Origin of the sequence: Amycolatopsis tolypomycina, assembly GCF_900105945.1 — a bacterium.
Taxonomy (GTDB): Bacteria; Actinomycetota; Actinomycetes; order Mycobacteriales; family Pseudonocardiaceae; genus Amycolatopsis; species Amycolatopsis tolypomycina.
The window spans coordinates 7,588,742-7,604,934 of the sequence record NZ_FNSO01000004.1 but is presented as its reverse complement, the minus strand read 5'-3'; the positions used below and the strand labels follow the sequence as shown (position 1 = coordinate 7,604,934).

The following is a 16,193-nucleotide window of genomic DNA, read 5'->3' as shown; positions in this document are numbered from 1 at the left end:
GTCAGCCCACCGCCGCGGCGGCCTCCGCGATCGCCTTCGCGTCCTCCTCGCCGAAGGTCTCTTCGAGCTGCTCCGGCGAGTAGTCGACGTCGATCTGCTCCACCGGCATCCCGCGCGCCGACTCGATCGCGCCCAGCCGCCGCTGCGCCCGGTCCGCCGCGTACTGGATGATCTCCTGCGGGTCGTTGTCGAACGGCAGTTCCTCGAACTGGTCCTGCACCCACTGGATCATGTTGAGCGCGTGCGGCAGCAGCTCGCCCATCCGCTGCTGCACCGCGTCCCACAGCGAGTCGTCCGCGGCGACGTGCCGCCGGCAGGTGAACGTGCCCCACGCCATGTGGCGGCGCTCGTCGTCGCCGATGCGGCGGACCAGTTCCTGCATGCCCGGCAGGATATCGTGCTGGGTGCAGATCAGCTGCCACGAGTAGTAGCCCGTCAGCGCGAGGCTGCCCTCGATGACGTGGTTGTACGTGACGCTCGCGCGGATCTGGTTGAGCGGGCTGGGATCGTCCTCCAGCGCGCGCAGCGACTGCGGCAGCTCTTCGTAGAACAGCTTGCGGTAGTGCGGGTTTTCGGCGACGAACGGGTGCAGGTCCTGGGTCAGCCCGACCGCGTCCATCCAGCGCCGGAACACTTCCGTGTGCTTGGCTTCCTCGAAGCAGAACTGCGTCAGGTACATCTCGTCGCCGAACCGGCCGGTCGCCGACATCGCCCGCATGAACGGCTGGATGTCCTCGGTGACGGCCTCTTCGCCGGCGATGAACTGCGCGACCAGGTACGTCGTGCTCCGCTGCTGCTCGGGGTTGAGCTTGTCCCAGCCTTCGCGTTCGCGGCTGAAGTCGATGTCCGCCGGGTTCCAGAACTTCTTGTTGCCCTTGACGAACAGCCGCAGCGGGAACGAGTCCCAGTTCAGGCCGCCCCTGCGCAGTGAGGAGAACCCGGATCGGAGTTCGGTCATCGTGTCACTCCATTGTGGACGAATTGGCGGATGGCGGGTTCCATGACCGCGGTGACGGCGTCGGCCGCTTCGGCTGCCGAGTGCGTGGACAGCACCAGGTGCGACAGGGAAAGCCGGACGACGGTCTCCGCGAGCAAGGCCGCGGCTTCGGGCGACAGGCCGGGTTCGAGCTCGCGGTACTGCTCGGCGGCGAGTTCGGCGGCCGCGGTGAGGATCGGCTCGCCCCTGGACGTGAGCAGCGGCAGGAGGTCTTCGCCCGCTTCGGTGCCGAGCGCCGCCGCGACCAGGCGGTTCTCTCGCGCGTGCTCGATCGTGTAGACGACGGCGTGGTGGATGCCCGCCAGGAGCCCGTCCGCCGTTTCGAACCGCTGCCGGATCCCGTCGAGGAACTCCGCCGCGGTGCGCAGCGCCACCGCCTGGGTCAGCGCCGCCTTGTTGCCGAACTCGTTGTAGACCGTCTGCCTGCTCACGCCGGCCTTGGCGGCGACGTCGGCCATCCGCAGCCCCGCGTGGCCGCGGTCCGGCAGCAGGTCGGCGGCGGCGTCGAGCAGCGCTTCGCGCAGGGACGCCTTCGTCCGCTCGGTGAAGCTGGTCACACTTTTACCTTGACACAGATCGCTCTGCTGTCAAGGTGCTGTACAGGCTCGGTTCACGCGTAAAACTGTCGGTACCTCGGGCTACTGTCTTGATCGTGGGCATCACCGTGGGGTTCGACCTCGACATGACACTGATCGACGCCCGGCCGGGCATGGCCGCGGCGATGAACGCGCTGGGCGTCGAATCCGGCCTGCCGCTGGACGGCGAAGCGTTCGCGGCCAACCTCGGGCCACCCCTGGACGACATCCTGCGCGGCTTCGAAGCGCCCGAGGAGCGCATCCCCGGGCTCGTCGACCGGTTCCGGGCGATGTACCCCGAGGTGGTCGTGCCGAGCGCGGTCGCGCTGCCGGGCGCGGTCGAGTCGCTCCGCGCGGTGCGGGCCGCGGGCGGGCGCACCCTGGTCGTCACGGGCAAGTACGGGCCCAACGCGCAGCTGCACGTGGACGCGCTCGGGCTCGACGTCGACGAAGTCATCGGCGAGCTGTGGTCGACGCAGAAGGCCGAGGCCCTGCTGGCCCACGACGCCCGGGTGTATGTCGGAGATCACGCCGGCGACATCCGGGGTGCGCTCGCCGCCGGGGCGATCCCGGTCGGCGTCACGACGGGGCCGTGCGACCGCACGCTCCTGCTGAGCGAAGGAGCGGAGGTGGTGTTCGAGTCGCTGACGGAGTTCCCGGAGTGGTTCGAGAAGACGTTCGCAGCCGTCTCCTAGTTCTTGGCGCGTGCCTCCATCACCAGGGCGATCAGGCCGAGCAGCAGGCCCAGCGGCGTGACGACCCCGGCGGCGACCGAAAGCCAGATCGGCAGGTTTTCCAGGCCGGCGGCGAACATGATGAAAACCGCCAGCACGGCGAGCATGCCGAGAGCGAACAGGCCGATGCCGACGCGCATCAGGAACGGTTTGCCGGGAGTGGCCACGCCGGTCTCCTTCGTCGTGCTCTTCATGATGCGAAAGGGTATCCGCCGGTATCGACTTCTCCCCAGGGCGTGTGGCGAGATACCCTTTACCCAGCGCGCCCTGGGTACGCCCCGGGCGCGTTAGTCATGAGCGGACAGCAGAAGGACTGGTGAGGGAAGTGCCGACCGGCAAGGTCAAGTGGTACGACGCGGAGAAGGGGTTCGGGTTCGTCACGCAGGACGGTGGCGCCGACGTCTACATTCGCAAGGCCGCGCTGCCGCAGGGCGTCGAGGGGCTCAAGGCCGGGCAGCGGCTGGAGTTCGGCGTCGCCGACGGCCGCCGCGGTCCGCAAGCGCTCTCCGTCCGGCTGCTCGACCCGCCGCCGTCCGTCGCCGAGGCGCGCCGTCGCCCGGCCGAGGAACTGCACGGCCTGATCGAGGACATGATCAAGCTGCTCGAGCTGAAGGTGCAGCCGGACCTGCGGCGCAACCGCTACCCGGACCGCAAGCACACCAAGCAGATCGCCGAGATCATGCGTGCGGTCGCCCGGGACATCGATCCCTAAGCTTCGAGCCGGAGGCCCCAGACGTCGCTGGGCAGCAGGCCCGACTCGCCGGTGTCCGCGTTGAGCACGGCCGTGTACTTCTGCACGTCCACCGCCGAGATGCGGTCGGCGGGCGTCGGCGGCATGACCGTGTAGGCGTAGCGGTCCAGCGACGTGAACGGGATCGGGTCGCTCTGCTTGTACTCGCCCTGCGGGGTCACGTACTCGTAGACGATCTGCCACGGCGAGTCCGCGACTTCGCCGGGGACCGAGATCTGCACCGGCTTGCCGGGGCGGACCTTCAGCGTCTGCGTGGAGCCCTTCGCGCTGCACGGCTGCGCGAGCTTCTGCGTGTAGTCGCACGTGAGCACGGGCGTGGTGTTGATGGTGTGGCCGTCGGCGTAGAAGGTGACCTCGGCCGGGCCGGGTGCCGAACAGCCGGCCACCGCGAACCCACCGGCCGCAAGCAGGGCCACCACCCGGGAACGTCGCATGGCCGGAGCCTACCGGCGGGCCGTCGGGTCCCGGGGCAGGCCCTGGGCCGGGAAGCTGCCGGTCGGCTCGGGCCGCAGCGGCCGGTCGCCGCCGAGGCCCGGCACGAGCGAGCCGCCGCGGCGCACCAGGTACGTCTGCGTGAGGCCGACCGCCAGCAGGATCGAGATCACCAGGAAGCCGATCCAGTAGGTCGGCGGCAGCAGCAGGCCGATCGCGCCGCCGAGGCACCAGGCCAGCTGCAGCACGGTCTCCGAGCGGCCGAACGCCGACGCGCGCGACTCCTCGGGCAGGTCCTCCTGGATGACGGCGTCGAGGCTGATCTTGGCCAGCGCGCTGGCCGTCGCGCCGATCAGGCCGACGATCGCGGCCGTGGCCAGGCCGGGCAGGATCGTCGCGACCAGCGCGGCGAGCACGCAGCCCGCCACGCACCCGACGATCACCTGGTCGGGGCTGCCGAAGTGCAGGCGCGAACCCAGCGCGTTGCCGAGGAAGCCACCGGCGCCGGCCGCGGCGCCGATCACGCCGAGCAGCAGCAGCTGCATGAACGGCGTCTGCCCGCTGCCCTCGGTCTGCGCCTTGACCGCGAACGCGGCGAACATCATGAGGAAGCCGGTGAGCACGCGCACCGAACCGTTGCCCCAGAGCGCGACCACGATGTGGCGCCCCATCGGCTGCCGGCGTTTCTTCTCCTTGGGGTGCGCCGACAGGGAGGTCGGCACCTCGCCCTCGGTCGCCTCCACCCAGGCCGGGATCCGCATCGACTGCACGGCCGCGGCCACGCAGATCAACGCCGTGAACCAGAGCGCGCCCGCCGAGCCGGCGATGGCGTTGACGCCGCTGGCCAGCGCGCCGAACACGCCCGCGGCGACCAGGCCGAACGTGGTCAGCCGGGCGTTCGTCTTGGAGAGCGTGATCTCCGACGGCAGCACCCGGGGTGTCACCGCGGCCTTGAGCACGGTGAACGACTTCGACAGCACCATCATCCCGAGCGCGGCCGGGTAAAGCAGCCAGTCGTCGAAGTGCAGCGCCATCACCACGGCCATCAGGCCCTGGCCGATCGAGGACGCGCACATCGCCAGCCGCCTGCCGCGCTGCACCTTGTCCAGCGCGGGGCCGATCACCGGCGCGACCAGCGCGAACGGCGCGATCGTGATGAGCAGGTAGAGCGCCACCTTGCCCTTGCTCTCGCCGCTGGTGGCGGCGAAGAAGAGGGTGTTGGCCAGCGCGATCGCCATCGCCGCGTCGCTGGCGTAGTTCAGCATCACGGCGTAGGTCAGCGAGGTGAGGCCGGACTTCTCGGCGCCGTCGGCCTTGGTCGCGCGCTGGAAGGCGTCGACGGCCTGGCCGGTCAGCTGGCGGCTGCGCATCGCCGCCACCCGGGTGACGGTGATCTTCTTCGGCAGCTTCGGCGTGCCGCCCGGCGTCCGCGGCTCTTCCCGCGGCGGCTCTTGTTCCTGCGGCCGCGGTTCACCCGCGTAGCCGCCGGTGTCGTAGTGCTCGTACTCGCCACTGCCGGGGTGGCGTTCGCCCTGGTAGAAGCCACCGCGCGGCGGCGGCTCGCGGCGGACCGGCTCGGTGCGGTGCGGGTCGTACGGCCGGGCCCCGCGCGCGGGCGGCGGCCGGTGGTGGGTCGGCGCGGCGGCGGTGGGCGCTTCGTCGGCGTTCGGCACGCGGCCGTCGTGGAACCCCGCGCGCGGCGGCGCGGGCCGCTGGAACCGGGCGGGCGGCGGGCCGCCGTGCTCGGCGGCGTCTCGCTGGACGCGGGTGGGTGGGCTGCCGTGCTCGGCAGCGTCCCGCTGGACGCGGGTGGGTGGCGGTGGGCTGCCGTGCTCGGCGCGCGGTGCGGCGGCGTCCCGCCAGGACCTGGCCTGCGCGGCGCCCGGTTCCGGCGTCCAGCGTCGCTTGGACTTCCGGCCGCGCGGCTGTCCCGGCGGGGTGCCGTCGGAGCGGGAGCCGAAGAGTGCCACGTGTCAATCCTGCCTTACGGGGTGCCGGTTCCGCCTGCTCATCCGTGCTTTCAGGCCGGAGCCGGGACGAACCTCACCCGGAACGTGACCGGCCACTGCTTCCCGGTGAGGAGGAAATCGCCGGTGCCCGGGACGGCGGCGATACCGTTGAGCACGTCTTCGGCGCCCGTCGCGTTCACTTTCGCACGCAGCTGACCTGCGTCGATCGTCCCGGTGATGCGCCCGGTGGCGGCTTCGATCCGCAGCACGGTGTCGGTGTGCCAAACGTTTGCGTAGACGTCGTCGCCCACGCATTCGAGCTCGTTGAGCTGGTCGCGGCCGACGTCGACGCCGCCGGTGACGGCGAAGGTCTTCGGATCGCGGAAGGTGAGCCGCGAAGAGCCGTTGCTCATGACCAGGCGGCCGTCGGCCTGGTGGCAGAGGCCCCAGCCTTCGCCCTGGAACGGGACGCGCCGCAGCTCGGCCAGGGTGTGCGCGTCGCGTTCGATGGCGTAGCCGTCCTGCCAGGTGAGCTGCCACAGCGTCGGCCCGAGGACGGTGACGCCCTCGCCGAAGAGGGGAGAAGGCAGCGTGGCGGTGGTCCGGGGCGGGCCGCCCGCCGGGCCGGCGGTGAGGGTGGACCGCCCGGCGAGCCCGGTGCTCTCGTACAGCGTGTCACCGGCGAACTCGAGGCCTTCGGTGAAGGCGGCGGGGTCGTGCGGGAGGGTCGCGACGACCTGGACGGTGAGCCGTTCCGGCCCGGCGGGTTGTTCTTGGGCACCGGCACAGCCGCCGAGCGCGGCGGCCAGCAGCAGGACGGTGACGATCGGCGTGCGCACGATGAACAGCCTGGCACGGGCGCCGCGGATGCGTGCGGCACAATTGGCCGCATGACTTTGCTGCTGACCCTGGACGACGGTTCCGTGCAGCGCAAACTCGCCGACGCGGTGGAGTTCGCGCGAGCTGCGGTGCTGGAGGACGCACCCGAGGAGCAGCTCGGCGCGCACGTGGGGGTCACCCGCGAGGACGCGGTCACGGCGAGTCACCTGTTCGAGGCCCAGGTCCCGGGCTACGGAGGCTGGCGCTGGTCGGTGACGGTGGCCCTGGCGGGCGACGACGAGCCGGTGACGGTCAGTGAGGTCGTCCTGGTCCCGGGTCCGGACGCGCTGGTGGCGCCGGCCTGGGTGCCCTGGGAGCGCCGCGTCCGCGCGGGCGACCTCGGAGTGGGCGACATCTTCCCGACGGCGGCGGACGACCCCCGCCTGGTCCCGGCGTACCTGCAGTCGGACGACCCGGCGGTGGAGGAGGTCGCCCGCGAGGTGGGCCTCGGCCGCGTCCACGCCCTGTCCCGCATCGGCCGCGCCGAGGCGGCGTCCCGCTGGCACGCGGGCGAGTTCGGCCCGCGGTCGGACATGGCGCGGAGCGCGCCGGACGTGTGCGGGACGTGCGGGTTCTTCGTGCCCTTGGCGGGCTCGTTGCGCGGAGTGTTCGGAGTCTGCAGCAACGACATAGCCCCGGCGGACGGCCACGTGGTCGACGTGGAGTACGGCTGCGGAGCCCACTCGGAGGTGGAGGTCGAGGTGACCTCATCGATCCCGGTGGCGGAGCTGGTGTACGACGACTCCCTGCTCGACTTCACGCCGGCGCCGGAGGTTGCTGCTTCGGAGGTCGCTTCGGAGGCTCCGGAGGTCTTGGAGACGGCAGCGGCCGAGCCGGAGACGGCCATCGCGGAGTCGGACGTGTCACCGGCGGAGGTGGAGCCGGAGATCGCAGAGCCGCAGGCCCTGGCCGAAGCGGCCACCACACCGGCCGAGGACCCGGCCCCGGAAGCGGCGGAAGCCCAGCCCGAGGCGGCGCTGGACGTGACCGGCGAGGTTGCGAAGCCGGTCGAGGTGCCTGAGCAGGAGGCCGCGGAGGTCGCAGAGCCGCAGACGGCCGAGGTCGCCGGCGAGCAGGCCGCAGCGCCGGCGGAGATCGACCCCGTGCTAGCGGCGGCGCCGGAAGCGGCCGGGCCGGTTGTGGAGGATGTGCCGGAGCCCGCGGAAGCGGAGCCGTCACAGGCCGAGGTAACCGACGCGGTCGAACTGCCCGCAGCCCCCGAGGCCCCCGAGGCGCCGGCTGTGGCCGAGCCGTCTGCCGAGCCTGCTGGGGCCGAGTTGCCGGCTGCGGCTGAAGCGCCGGGCGAGTCGTCCGCTGTGGCCGAGTCGCCGGCCGAGCCTGCTGGGGCCGACGTGCCTCCGGCTGCGGAATCGGATTCGGTCGAACTGCCTGCTGCCCCCGAGGCGCCGGCTGTGGCCGAGCCGTCTGCCGAGACTGCTGTGGCCGAAGTGCCGCTGGCCGCCGAGTCGGATGCGGCCGATGGGGACTCCGGTGTGCCGGCCGAGCCCGAGGCAGCTGAGTTGCCCGAGGCTGTCCAGGTCGAACCTGCTGCTGCCGAGCCCGAGCCGGCCGAGGTGACCGAAGCCGACGGCGTCGTAGCCGGCTCGTCCGATCCTTCGCAACCCGACGAAGCGCAGGCCCGGATCGACGACACCCCCGGACGGTGACCACTCCCACCGCCGAGCCGTCCGATCCCTTTGGGACTGCTCGGCTTCGTGAGGCCACCCTGCGCTCCTGGCGGGACTCGCCCACGCGGCTCACCGAAGACACCAACGTCGAACGTGACCTGCGCGTCGGTGCCTACCGGGATCGGCTCTTCGTCGAACTCGCCCAGAACGCCGCCGATGCCGCCATGGCCGCCGGCAAGCCCGGGCGGGTGAAAGCGTCCCTTGTGGACTCCGAACTCCGGTTCGCCAACACCGGGGCTCCGCTCGATGCGCGGGGTGTTGCCTCGCTCGCGTCACTGCGCGCCTCCGGCAAGACCGGTGACACCGTCGGGCGCTTCGGGGTCGGGTTCGCCGCCGTGCGGACCGTCTCCGATGAGCCTTGCGTCGTCTCCGTCACCGGGGGTGTCCGCTTCTCCGCCGAACGCACCCGGCAGGCCGTCGGCACCGGCGGGGACGTTCCCGTCCTGCGGCTCCCGTGGCCCGCTCCCGCCGACGTTCCGGCCGGCTTCGACACCGAGGTCCGGCTGCTGCTGCGGGACGGCGTCGACGGGCGGGCCCTCCTCGGCGAACTCGCCCGTGATGTCGCCGATCTGCTTCTTGCCCTCCCCTGGCTGGGTGAATTCGACGTCGACGGTCGCGTTTGGACACGGGACACCGACGGTGACCTGGTCGCCATTCGTGGTCCCGAAGGGGAAACGCGCTGGCTGATCCACCGCGGTGACGTCGTCTGGGCCGTTCCGGTCGGCGCCGACGGGACACCGAAGCCGCTCGAAGAAGACGTTCTGCACGCCCCGACGCCCACCGATGACGGGCTTTCGCTGCCCGCTCGGCTGCTCGCCTCCGTTCCGGTCGAACCGTCGCGGCGTCGCGCGCTGCCCGGGTCTGAACTGGTGAAAGCGCTCGAGGCGGCCGCCGAGGAATACGTCGGGCTCGTCCGGTCGCTGCCTGCCGAACACCGGTTCGCGCTCGTTCCGGTGCCCGGGTTTCCCAAGTCCACTGTGGACGCGCAGTTGCGTGACGCCGTCCTGGAAGTCCTGAGTGGACAACCATGGCTGTCCACTCGGGACGGCAACGAGGTTTCCGGCAGGCAGGGCCGGGTGCTCGACGTCGACGTGCCCGGCCTGTCCGCCCTGCTCGCCGATCTGGTTCCGGGGCTGCTCGAAGGCCCTGCGCAGGTTCTCAAAGCCGTTGCGGTGCAAGTGATCGGCATCGAAGAGGTGCTGGAAACGCTCACCGGCGTCACCCGCGACCCGGGCTGGTGGCAGGAGGTCTACGCGGCGCTCTCGATCGCCGTCGAGTCGCACGTGCTCGCCGTGGAACGGCTCGACGGGCTGCCGGTTCCGCTCTCGGACGGCCGGACGCTGCCGGGTGCTCGTGGCTGCCTGCTGGTGGAAGGCTCGGCCGAACTCCTCGACCTGCTGTCCGATGTGGACATCCCGGGACTGCGGCTGGTGCACCCCGCCGCGTCGCACCCGCTCCTGGAACGGCTGGGCGCCAAGCACGCCGACGCCCGGGAGCTGCTCAACGCCGACCAGCTGCGCGACGCCGTCGAGCGCAGCGTCGAGGACGTCCGGTCCGGATTGGACGGTACGACGCTCGCCGGTGCCGTGCTACGGCTGATCGCCGACTGCGGGGACGATGCGCCGCGCTGGGTCGGTGCGCTCGCGCTCCCGGGCACCGACACCTGGCGCCGCGCCGACGAACTCGTTCTCCCGGCCTCGCCGCTGCTGGACATCTTCGACGAAGAGGTCTTCGAGGAAGACGGCGCGATGGACGTCCTCGACGAGGACTTCGCCGAGGACTGGCCGCCGAGCACCCTCGTCGCCGCCGGGGTGCTCGACTCGTTCGCGCTGGTCGTCGACGACGAGCCGCACGAGCCCGACCACGACCTGCCCGACGAAGACTCCTGGTGGGAGTCGCTGCCGGAGCCGCCGTCGACGCTCGTCGCGATCCGGGACCTCGACCTCGTCGCCGACGACGCCTGGCCCGCGGCCGTCAAGCTGCTCGCCGCGCGGCCGGAAACCTGGCACGCCCTCCGCGCGCCCCACGGCCACGCCGCCTGGTGGATCGCGCAGTACGCCGTGCTCGGCGGCGCCGCGCCGAACGAATGGCGGCTGCCCGGCGCCGATCTCGCCGGCCTCTTCGACGAGGTCCCCGACGTCGGCCTCGGTGAAGACCTGCTCCGGATCGCCGGGGTGCGCGCGGACCTCCGGCTGTCCGGTGTGGACGAAGTAAGGGACCTCCTCGACCGGCTCGCCGACCCGGACCGGGTGATCTCGCCCGGGCTGGCCACCCGCGCCTACGACGCCGTCGTCGAGTCCGGAATGGACCCCGGCGTGCCACGGGCGATCCGGGCCGCGGACGGGTCCGTTGTGGACGACGCGCTCGTGCTGGACGTCCCGTGGGTCGCCGGCGCGCTGGACCCGGACCGGTACGTCGTCGCGCCCGAGGAGCCGGAGCGGCTCGCGGACCTGCTCGACCTGCCGCTCGCGAGCACGGAGGAAGCCCGGGTCGTCAGCGAAGGCGAGTACGCGCCCTGGGCCGAGCTGCCCGCGCTGAAGCTCGTCGCGGACCAGCTCGGCATCCGGCTCCCGGACGGCGGGGTCCTGGTGCACGACCCGCTCACCGTGCGCATCCAGGACGCCGAACACGACGTCCAGTGGTGGTCCGACGACCGGCTGCACGCGGCCGACACGTCGGAAGGCCTGGCCCGCGCGTTCGCCTGGGCGGCCGGGCGCTGGCCCGACCGGCACCTGATCACGGCGCTGCTCGACGACCCCTCGCCGCGGACCCTCCTGGCGTAGGCGCCTAGAGGCGCTGCGCCGACTTCGAGCCGCGGCGGGCGGCGGCGCGCTGCCAGGCGATGATCGCCAGGCCGACGAAGCCGAGCGCGAAACCGGACAGCGCCGTCTGCACCCACAGCCCCGAAGTCGTGAAGAAGAGCACCACCAGCGCGACAGCCCAGATCGAGGTGCCTACGATCACCACCGGCGTCAGGTCGGTCAGCCTCTTGGGCAGCTCCGGCGTGTGCCGCAACGAGCCCGTAACCTCCGGTGGATTGATCGGTTCACTCACGAGGTGCAGGGTACTCCGCAGCAGCGAGAGAATGGGCAGGCGAATGGCGGAGCAGGAGACGACCCGCACCGGGACGTCCACACTGGACCGGTACTTCAAGATCACCGAGCGGGGTTCGACGGTGTCGCGCGAGCTGCGCGGCGGCCTGGTCACCTTCGTCACGATGGCCTACATCGTGGTGCTGAACCCGCTGATCATCGGCAGCTTCTCGGCCGACGACGCGGGCGCGCACAAGGACGTCCTCGGCGGCATCCTGCCGGTCCCGCAGGTCGCCGCGGTGACGGCGCTCGTGGCCGGCGTGCTGACCATCCTCATGGGCCTGGTCGCGAACTACCCGTTCGCCATCGCCACCGGCCTGGGCATCAACAGCCTGGTCGCGGTCACGATCGCCCCGCAGATGACCTGGCCCGAGGCGATGGGCCTGGTGGTCATCGAGGGCGTGATCATCGTCCTGCTCGTGCTCACCGGGTTCCGCACCGCGGTGTTCCGGGCGGTGCCGGCCGCGCTGAAGTCCGCGATCGCCGTCGGCATCGGCGTGTTCATCTGCCTGATCGGCCTGGTCGACGCCGGGTTCGTGCGCCGGCTGCCGGACGCCGCGCACACCACCGTCCCGGTCGGCCTCGGCATCAACGGCTCGATCGCCTCCTGGCCGACCGCGGTGTTCGTCGTCGGCCTGCTGGTCACCGGCATCCTGGTCGTCCGCAAGGTCAAGGGCGCGATCCTGATCGGCGTGCTGACCTCGACCGTGCTGGCCATCGTCGTCGAGGCGATCGTCAACGCCGGGCCGTCGAAGGGCACCAACCCGAAGGGCTGGAACCTCGGCTACCCGGCGCTGCCGGACCAGGTGTTCGGCCTGCCGAACCTCTCGCTCGTCGGCGACGTCTCGTTCGGCGCCTGGACGCGGCTGCCGATCATCACCGTCTGCCTGCTGGTGTTCACCCTGGTGCTCGCCGACTTCTTCGACGCCATGGGCACCATGACGGGCCTCGCCAAGGAAGCCGACCTGCTGCCGAAGGACGGCCAGCTCCCCAACGTCGGCAAGGCGCTGTTCGTCGAGGGCCTCGCGGGCGCGGCCGGCGGCTTCGGCTCGGCCAGCTCGAACACGGTGTTCGTCGAGTCCGCGTCGGGTATCGCGGAGGGCGCCCGGACGGGCTTGGCGAACGTCGTCACCGGCGTGCTGTTCCTCGCCGCGATGTTCCTGACGCCGCTCTACCAGGTGGTGCCGGTCGAGGCGGCCGCCCCGGCGCTGGTCGTCGTCGGCGCGATGCTCATGTCGCAGGTCCGCGAGATCGACTTCACCGACTTCTCGATCGCGCTGCCGGCGTTCCTGACCATCGTCGTCATGCCGTTCACGTACTCGATCGCGAACGGCATCGGCGCCGGGTTCGTCAGCTACGTCGTCATCCGCGCCGCCACCGGCAAGGCCCGCCAGGTGCACCCGCTGATGTGGGTGATCGCGCTGGCCTTCGTGGCGTACTTCGCGGTCGGGCCGCTCCAGGCCGCGTTCCGCTGATCAGCCCGGCGCGCTGACCTTCATCGCGGTGTCCAGCACACCGCGGTTGGCGTCGAACTCGGCGGGCGGCGCCTCGTAGCGGATCGTGACGAGGCTGTCGCCCGCGCCGATCCCGATGACGGCGACCCGTTCGGGATAGCGGCCGTCGCGGAGGTAGGTGTAGTCCCACTCCGCCGCGTCTGCGATGTCGCCGGCCTGCACGGGCCTGACGGACGAGCCGTCTTGGTGCGCCTTCGCGGCAATGGCCTTGAGTCCGCTCAGCGCGTCCTCCTGCGCGATCGGCACCTTGTCGGTCTCCAGCAGGAGGTTGCCCTTGCGGTAGCTCGACCGGTCGTTCTCGTGGGTGACAGTCCAGCCCGAGGGGACCGGGACCAGGACCGCCCAGCCGCGCCCGCCGGCCGCGTCGGGGAAGTTGTAGGCCTCCATGGACTGCTCAGTGATGGACGGCGACGACGGTGACGGTGGTGCCGCCGCCGGCGCGTCTTCGCCGCCGCCCACGAACTGCGCCGCCACGATCGCCAGGACGGCCGCGCCGATCACGGCCGAGCCCACCAGCTTCTTGTTCATCTCGCTCCCCAGGTGCTGTCCCCGGTGAGGACGCGCGGGGTGGTTCGCGGTTGCGGCTTGACCGAGATCACCCGTGCGGACGAAGTTTCGTAAGGTATGCTAACTATATGTCCGGCGACACGCACGAACGCTCGTTGGCGAGCCGTCTGCGTCTCGCGGTGGTCCGGCTCAATCGCCGGCTGCGGGCACAGCGCGTCGGGGACGACCTCACGCTGACACAGGTCGCCGCGCTGTCCACCCTGCACAAGTGCGGTGCGCTGACCCCGGGTCAGCTCGCCGCGAAGGAAGGCGTCCAGCCACCTTCGATGACGAGGGTGATCGCCGCGCTCGAGGAGCTGGGGTTCGTCGAGCGGCGCCCGCACCCGACCGATGGCAGGCAGGCCATCGTCGAGCTGACCGAGAGCGGGCTCGCCTACGTGCGGAAGGCCATTTCCGTGCGGGAGGCGTGGCTGGACAGGCAACTGGCGGAACTCGGCGACGAAGAGCGTGAAGTGCTCTCCAAAGCCGCCGAAATCATAGACAGGATGGCGGGGAACTAACCACGGTGACGGCCACGGGTAGCGAAACCAAGCGTTCGATCCAGACCACTGCTACCCGGGATACGGCCTCACCACCATCCCCGCCGAAGCGCGGCAGCATGTTCGCCTCGCTGCGCGTCCGCAACTACCGGCTGTTCTTCACCGGCCAGGTCATCTCGAACATCGGCACCTGGATGCAGCGCATCGCCCAGGACTGGCTGGTGTTCACCCTCAGCGGCAACAACCCGATCGCCCTCGGCATCGCGGTCGCCCTGCAGTTCACGCCGACGCTGTTCCTTTCGCTGTGGGCCGGCGTCCTCGCCGACCGCGTCGACAAGCGGCGGCTGCTCACCTGGATCCAGGTGGCGGCGTGTTCGCAGGCCGCGATCCTCGGCGTCCTCGACATCACCGGCCTCGTGGCGCTGTGGCAGGTCTACGTCCTGTGCTTCACGCTCGGCATCACGGCGTCGCTCGAAGTGCCGACGCGGCAGTCGTTCGTCGCCGAAATGGTCGGCCGTGACCAGATCGCGAACGCGGTCGCCCTGAACTCGTCGATCTTCAACATGGCGCGGATCGTCGGCCCGGCGATCGCGGGGTTCGCGATCACCTGGATCGGCACGGGCTGGCTGTTCATCGCCAACGCGCTCAGCACGGTCGCGGTGATCACCGGGCTGGTGCTGATGAACCCGGACAAGCTGTTCCGCGTCGCGGCGGTGCCGCGCGAGAAGGGGCAGCTGGCCGAGGGCCTGCGGTACGTCCGGCGGCGCTCCGACCTGATGACGGTGATGGTGCTGGTGCTGTTCGTCAGCACGTTCGGCATCACGTACTTCAGCTCCCTGCCGATCGTGGCGGCGAACGTCTTCCACACCGCGGCCGACGGCTACGGCCTGCTGTCGACGCTGGTCGCGGTCGGCACCTTCACGGGTGCGGTGATGTCCGCCCGCCGCGGCACCAAGGGCAGGCCGCGGGTGCGGCTGCTGCTGGTGTCGGCGTTCTTCCTGGGCGTGTTCGAGCTGATCACGGCGTTCATGCCGACGTACCTGACGTTCGGCCTCGGCCTGATCCCGCTCGGCTTCGCCACGATGACGTTCCTCAACACGGCGAACGCGCTGGTGCAGACGTCGGTCAGCCCCGAGATGCGCGGCCGCGTGATGGGCCTGTACGTGCTGGTACTGATCGGCGGCAACCCGATCGGCGGGCCGATGGTCGGGTGGATGGCCGATCAGTTCGGCGGGCGGTCTCCGTTCTACATCGGCGGGGCTGTTTCGGCGGTGGCTGCCGTGGTGTGTGCCGTGGTGCTGATCCGGCGGGGTGGGGTTTCCTGGCCGGTGAAGCGGGGTCTCGGGTTGCGGGTGCTGAAGCGGGCGAAGGTCTAGGTCCCGAGCAACCTGGGCACCAAGGTTTCGGCCCAGGCACGCAGCTCCGCCTCGGACTTGCGTGGGGAGAGCCAGGACAGCCGGACCTGCTGTGGTGACTCGTCGGTGAGCTGGATGGTCACCGACGGGTTCTCCACGAAGGCCGGCCGGCCGCCGACGGTGTCCGGTAAGGACGTCTCGAGGTGCGCGCGGCTCGCGGCCTGGACCCCGAACGCCTTGTCCGTCCGGTACTCGCACTCCCCGTCGTGCTTCGGGACGAACTCCTCGAGCGGGCGCCCGGTGGACTGCGAGAGCGCGGAGCAGAGCTGCCAGGCGATCAGCGGGGTCGCCGCGTCGACGATGCCGCTGCCCGGGACGGGCCCCGCCTCGCGGGCCGGCATCGTGTTTTCGGCGGAGTCCGCGGGAAGTGACGGCCCCGGCGTGGTGACGGCGTTGACGATGCCCTCGCCCAGTTCGCGCACCATCGCCGGCAGGTCGCGGGGCGTCCGGTCCCAGACGTCCTGCTCGAGCGAGATCTCCAGCACCGGTTTCGACCAGCTCGGCGCGTTCGCTCCGAGCAGCCGGACGACCGCGGTCGCGCGCCGGTCCGACGCCCGGTGGATCGTCGCGTCGCGGCCACCCACGGTGGTCCGCTCGGGTTTTCCCGTCGGGACGACAAGCTTTCCGTCACTCAGCTCGGCCCTGACCCGCAGGGTCGTCGTGACCACGGTGCAGCCGAACACCGCCGAGACTTCGCGCAGGACCGGGCCACCCAGCAGTTTCGCCCACCTCTGCTCCGGCAGAGCCGAGCAGAGGACGTGGGCCGCCGTGTAGTCCGGCAACGCTGCGGCCATCTCGCCGGTGGGCATCGGCACCTCGCGGACCGGCTCCGCTCCCGTTTCCGGCCACGGGCTGGGCAGTTCCTTCGGTGGCTCGGGCAGTGCGACGGGCCGTAAGACGGTGGCGCGCAGCACCAGCCAGGTGCCGCCGCCGAGCACGGCGACGGCGACCAGGACGGCGACGACGATCAGCGCCGCGGTGCGGTGGGAGTTCCCCCTTGTGTTCACGCTGTGACCGTATCGGCACGCACCGACAAAAACCGGTGGTTCAAGCACGCGGTGTCACCCGGAAGAGTGAGATCGGGGTCTCTGCGGCCGACCTCTTGCCCCAAGAGATGAGGT

16 protein-coding genes are annotated in these 16,193 nt (G+C 71.1%); 7 read left to right on the top strand and 9 right to left on the bottom strand.

All coding sequences use genetic code 11. The annotated features are described in order from the left end of the window. Position 1: 1 nt before the first annotated feature. Together BLW76_RS44725 and BLW76_RS44720 are read right to left on the bottom strand one after the other, a co-directional pair. Entirely contained in the window at positions 2-958 is a 957-nt protein-coding gene (locus BLW76_RS44725) for a R2-like ligand-binding oxidase (protein ID WP_091318467.1), read from the bottom strand. Further along, positions 955-1,554, bottom strand: a complete 600-nt coding sequence (locus BLW76_RS44720; RefSeq protein ID WP_091318465.1) for a TetR/AcrR family transcriptional regulator — start codon at positions 1,552-1,554, stop codon at positions 955-957. Before BLW76_RS44720 ends, BLW76_RS44725 begins: the two co-directional genes overlap by 4 nt. 95 nt (positions 1,555-1,649) lie before the next feature. Here BLW76_RS44720 and BLW76_RS44715 point away from each other — a divergent pair, with 95 nt between their 5' ends. Further along, on the top strand, positions 1,650-2,267 hold the full coding sequence (locus BLW76_RS44715) for an HAD family hydrolase (protein WP_091318464.1): 618 nt from the start codon (positions 1,650-1,652) through the stop codon (positions 2,265-2,267). On the opposite strand, the gene BLW76_RS44710 is transcribed toward BLW76_RS44715, so the two are convergent. After that, positions 2,264-2,500: a hypothetical protein gene (locus BLW76_RS44710; RefSeq protein ID WP_167384935.1), complete on the bottom strand. Its 237-nt coding sequence runs from the start codon at positions 2,498-2,500 to the stop codon at positions 2,264-2,266. The two genes, BLW76_RS44715 and BLW76_RS44710, sit on opposite strands and share 4 nt — an antisense overlap. A gap of 131 nt (positions 2,501-2,631) precedes the next feature. Here BLW76_RS44710 and BLW76_RS44705 point away from each other — a divergent pair, with 131 nt between their 5' ends. Further along, positions 2,632-3,018, top strand: coding sequence for a cold-shock protein (locus tag BLW76_RS44705; protein WP_013230216.1), 387 nt, complete (start codon positions 2,632-2,634; stop codon positions 3,016-3,018). Here the strand turns inward: BLW76_RS44705 and BLW76_RS44700 are convergent. Genes BLW76_RS44700 through BLW76_RS44690 form a run of 3 tightly spaced genes read right to left on the bottom strand, consistent with a single transcriptional unit; the run spans position 3,015 to position 6,277 of the window. Continuing rightward, the gene (locus tag BLW76_RS44700; RefSeq protein WP_091318462.1) at positions 3,015-3,491 is read right to left on the bottom strand and encodes a DUF2771 family protein; all 477 of its coding nucleotides are present in this window, start codon (positions 3,489-3,491) and stop codon (positions 3,015-3,017) included. The two genes, BLW76_RS44705 and BLW76_RS44700, sit on opposite strands and share 4 nt — an antisense overlap. 9 nt (positions 3,492-3,500) lie before the next feature. Then, a complete protein-coding gene (locus BLW76_RS44695) occupies positions 3,501-5,459 on the bottom strand; it encodes an MFS transporter (protein ID WP_091318461.1) in 1,959 nt (652 codons plus the stop codon). Positions 5,460-5,509: 50 nt separating this feature from the next. Next, positions 5,510-6,277 (bottom strand): glutaminyl-peptide cyclotransferase, encoded by a 768-nt coding sequence (locus BLW76_RS44690; protein ID WP_091318459.1) that lies wholly within the window; start codon positions 6,275-6,277, stop codon positions 5,510-5,512. Between the two features lie 51 nt (positions 6,278-6,328). On the opposite strand from BLW76_RS44690, the gene BLW76_RS50885 reads away from it, so the two are divergent. Both BLW76_RS50885 and BLW76_RS44680 read left to right on the top strand, forming a co-directional pair. Continuing rightward, entirely contained in the window at positions 6,329-7,984 is a 1,656-nt protein-coding gene (locus tag BLW76_RS50885) for a DUF3027 domain-containing protein (protein WP_091318457.1), read from the top strand. After that, positions 7,981-10,788, top strand: a complete 2,808-nt coding sequence (locus BLW76_RS44680) for a sacsin N-terminal ATP-binding-like domain-containing protein (RefSeq protein ID WP_091318456.1) — start codon at positions 7,981-7,983, stop codon at positions 10,786-10,788. The genes BLW76_RS50885 and BLW76_RS44680 overlap by 4 nt, the downstream gene beginning before the upstream one ends. Positions 10,789-10,792: 4 nt before the next feature. On the opposite strand, the gene BLW76_RS44675 is transcribed toward BLW76_RS44680, so the two are convergent. Continuing rightward, positions 10,793-11,020 (bottom strand): DUF2530 domain-containing protein, encoded by a 228-nt coding sequence (locus BLW76_RS44675; RefSeq protein WP_013230210.1) that lies wholly within the window; start codon positions 11,018-11,020, stop codon positions 10,793-10,795. Positions 11,021-11,102: 82 nt separating this feature from the next. Between BLW76_RS44675 and BLW76_RS44670 the strand changes: the two genes are divergently transcribed. Then, entirely contained in the window at positions 11,103-12,572 is a 1,470-nt protein-coding gene (locus tag BLW76_RS44670; protein ID WP_091318454.1) for an NCS2 family permease, read from the top strand. Here BLW76_RS44670 and BLW76_RS44665 read toward each other — a convergent pair whose 3' ends face one another. Beyond that, positions 12,573-13,139, bottom strand: coding sequence for a hypothetical protein (locus BLW76_RS44665; protein WP_091318452.1), 567 nt, complete (start codon positions 13,137-13,139; stop codon positions 12,573-12,575). Between the two features lie 107 nt (positions 13,140-13,246). Between BLW76_RS44665 and BLW76_RS44660 the strand changes: the two genes are divergently transcribed. Together BLW76_RS44660 and BLW76_RS44655 are read left to right on the top strand one after the other, a co-directional pair. Then, complete coding sequence (locus BLW76_RS44660) at positions 13,247-13,678, top strand: MarR family winged helix-turn-helix transcriptional regulator (RefSeq protein ID WP_091318450.1); 432 nt, start codon at positions 13,247-13,249, stop codon at positions 13,676-13,678. A 98-nt stretch (positions 13,679-13,776) separates the two neighbouring features. Next, entirely contained in the window at positions 13,777-15,033 is a 1,257-nt protein-coding gene (locus BLW76_RS44655; RefSeq protein ID WP_091318448.1) for an MFS transporter, read from the top strand. Here BLW76_RS44655 and BLW76_RS44650 read toward each other — a convergent pair. After that, a complete protein-coding gene (locus BLW76_RS44650) occupies positions 15,030-16,079 on the bottom strand; it encodes a hypothetical protein (protein WP_091318446.1) in 1,050 nt (349 codons plus the stop codon). The genes BLW76_RS44655 and BLW76_RS44650 overlap by 4 nt on opposite strands. Positions 16,080-16,193 lie beyond the last annotated feature (114 nt).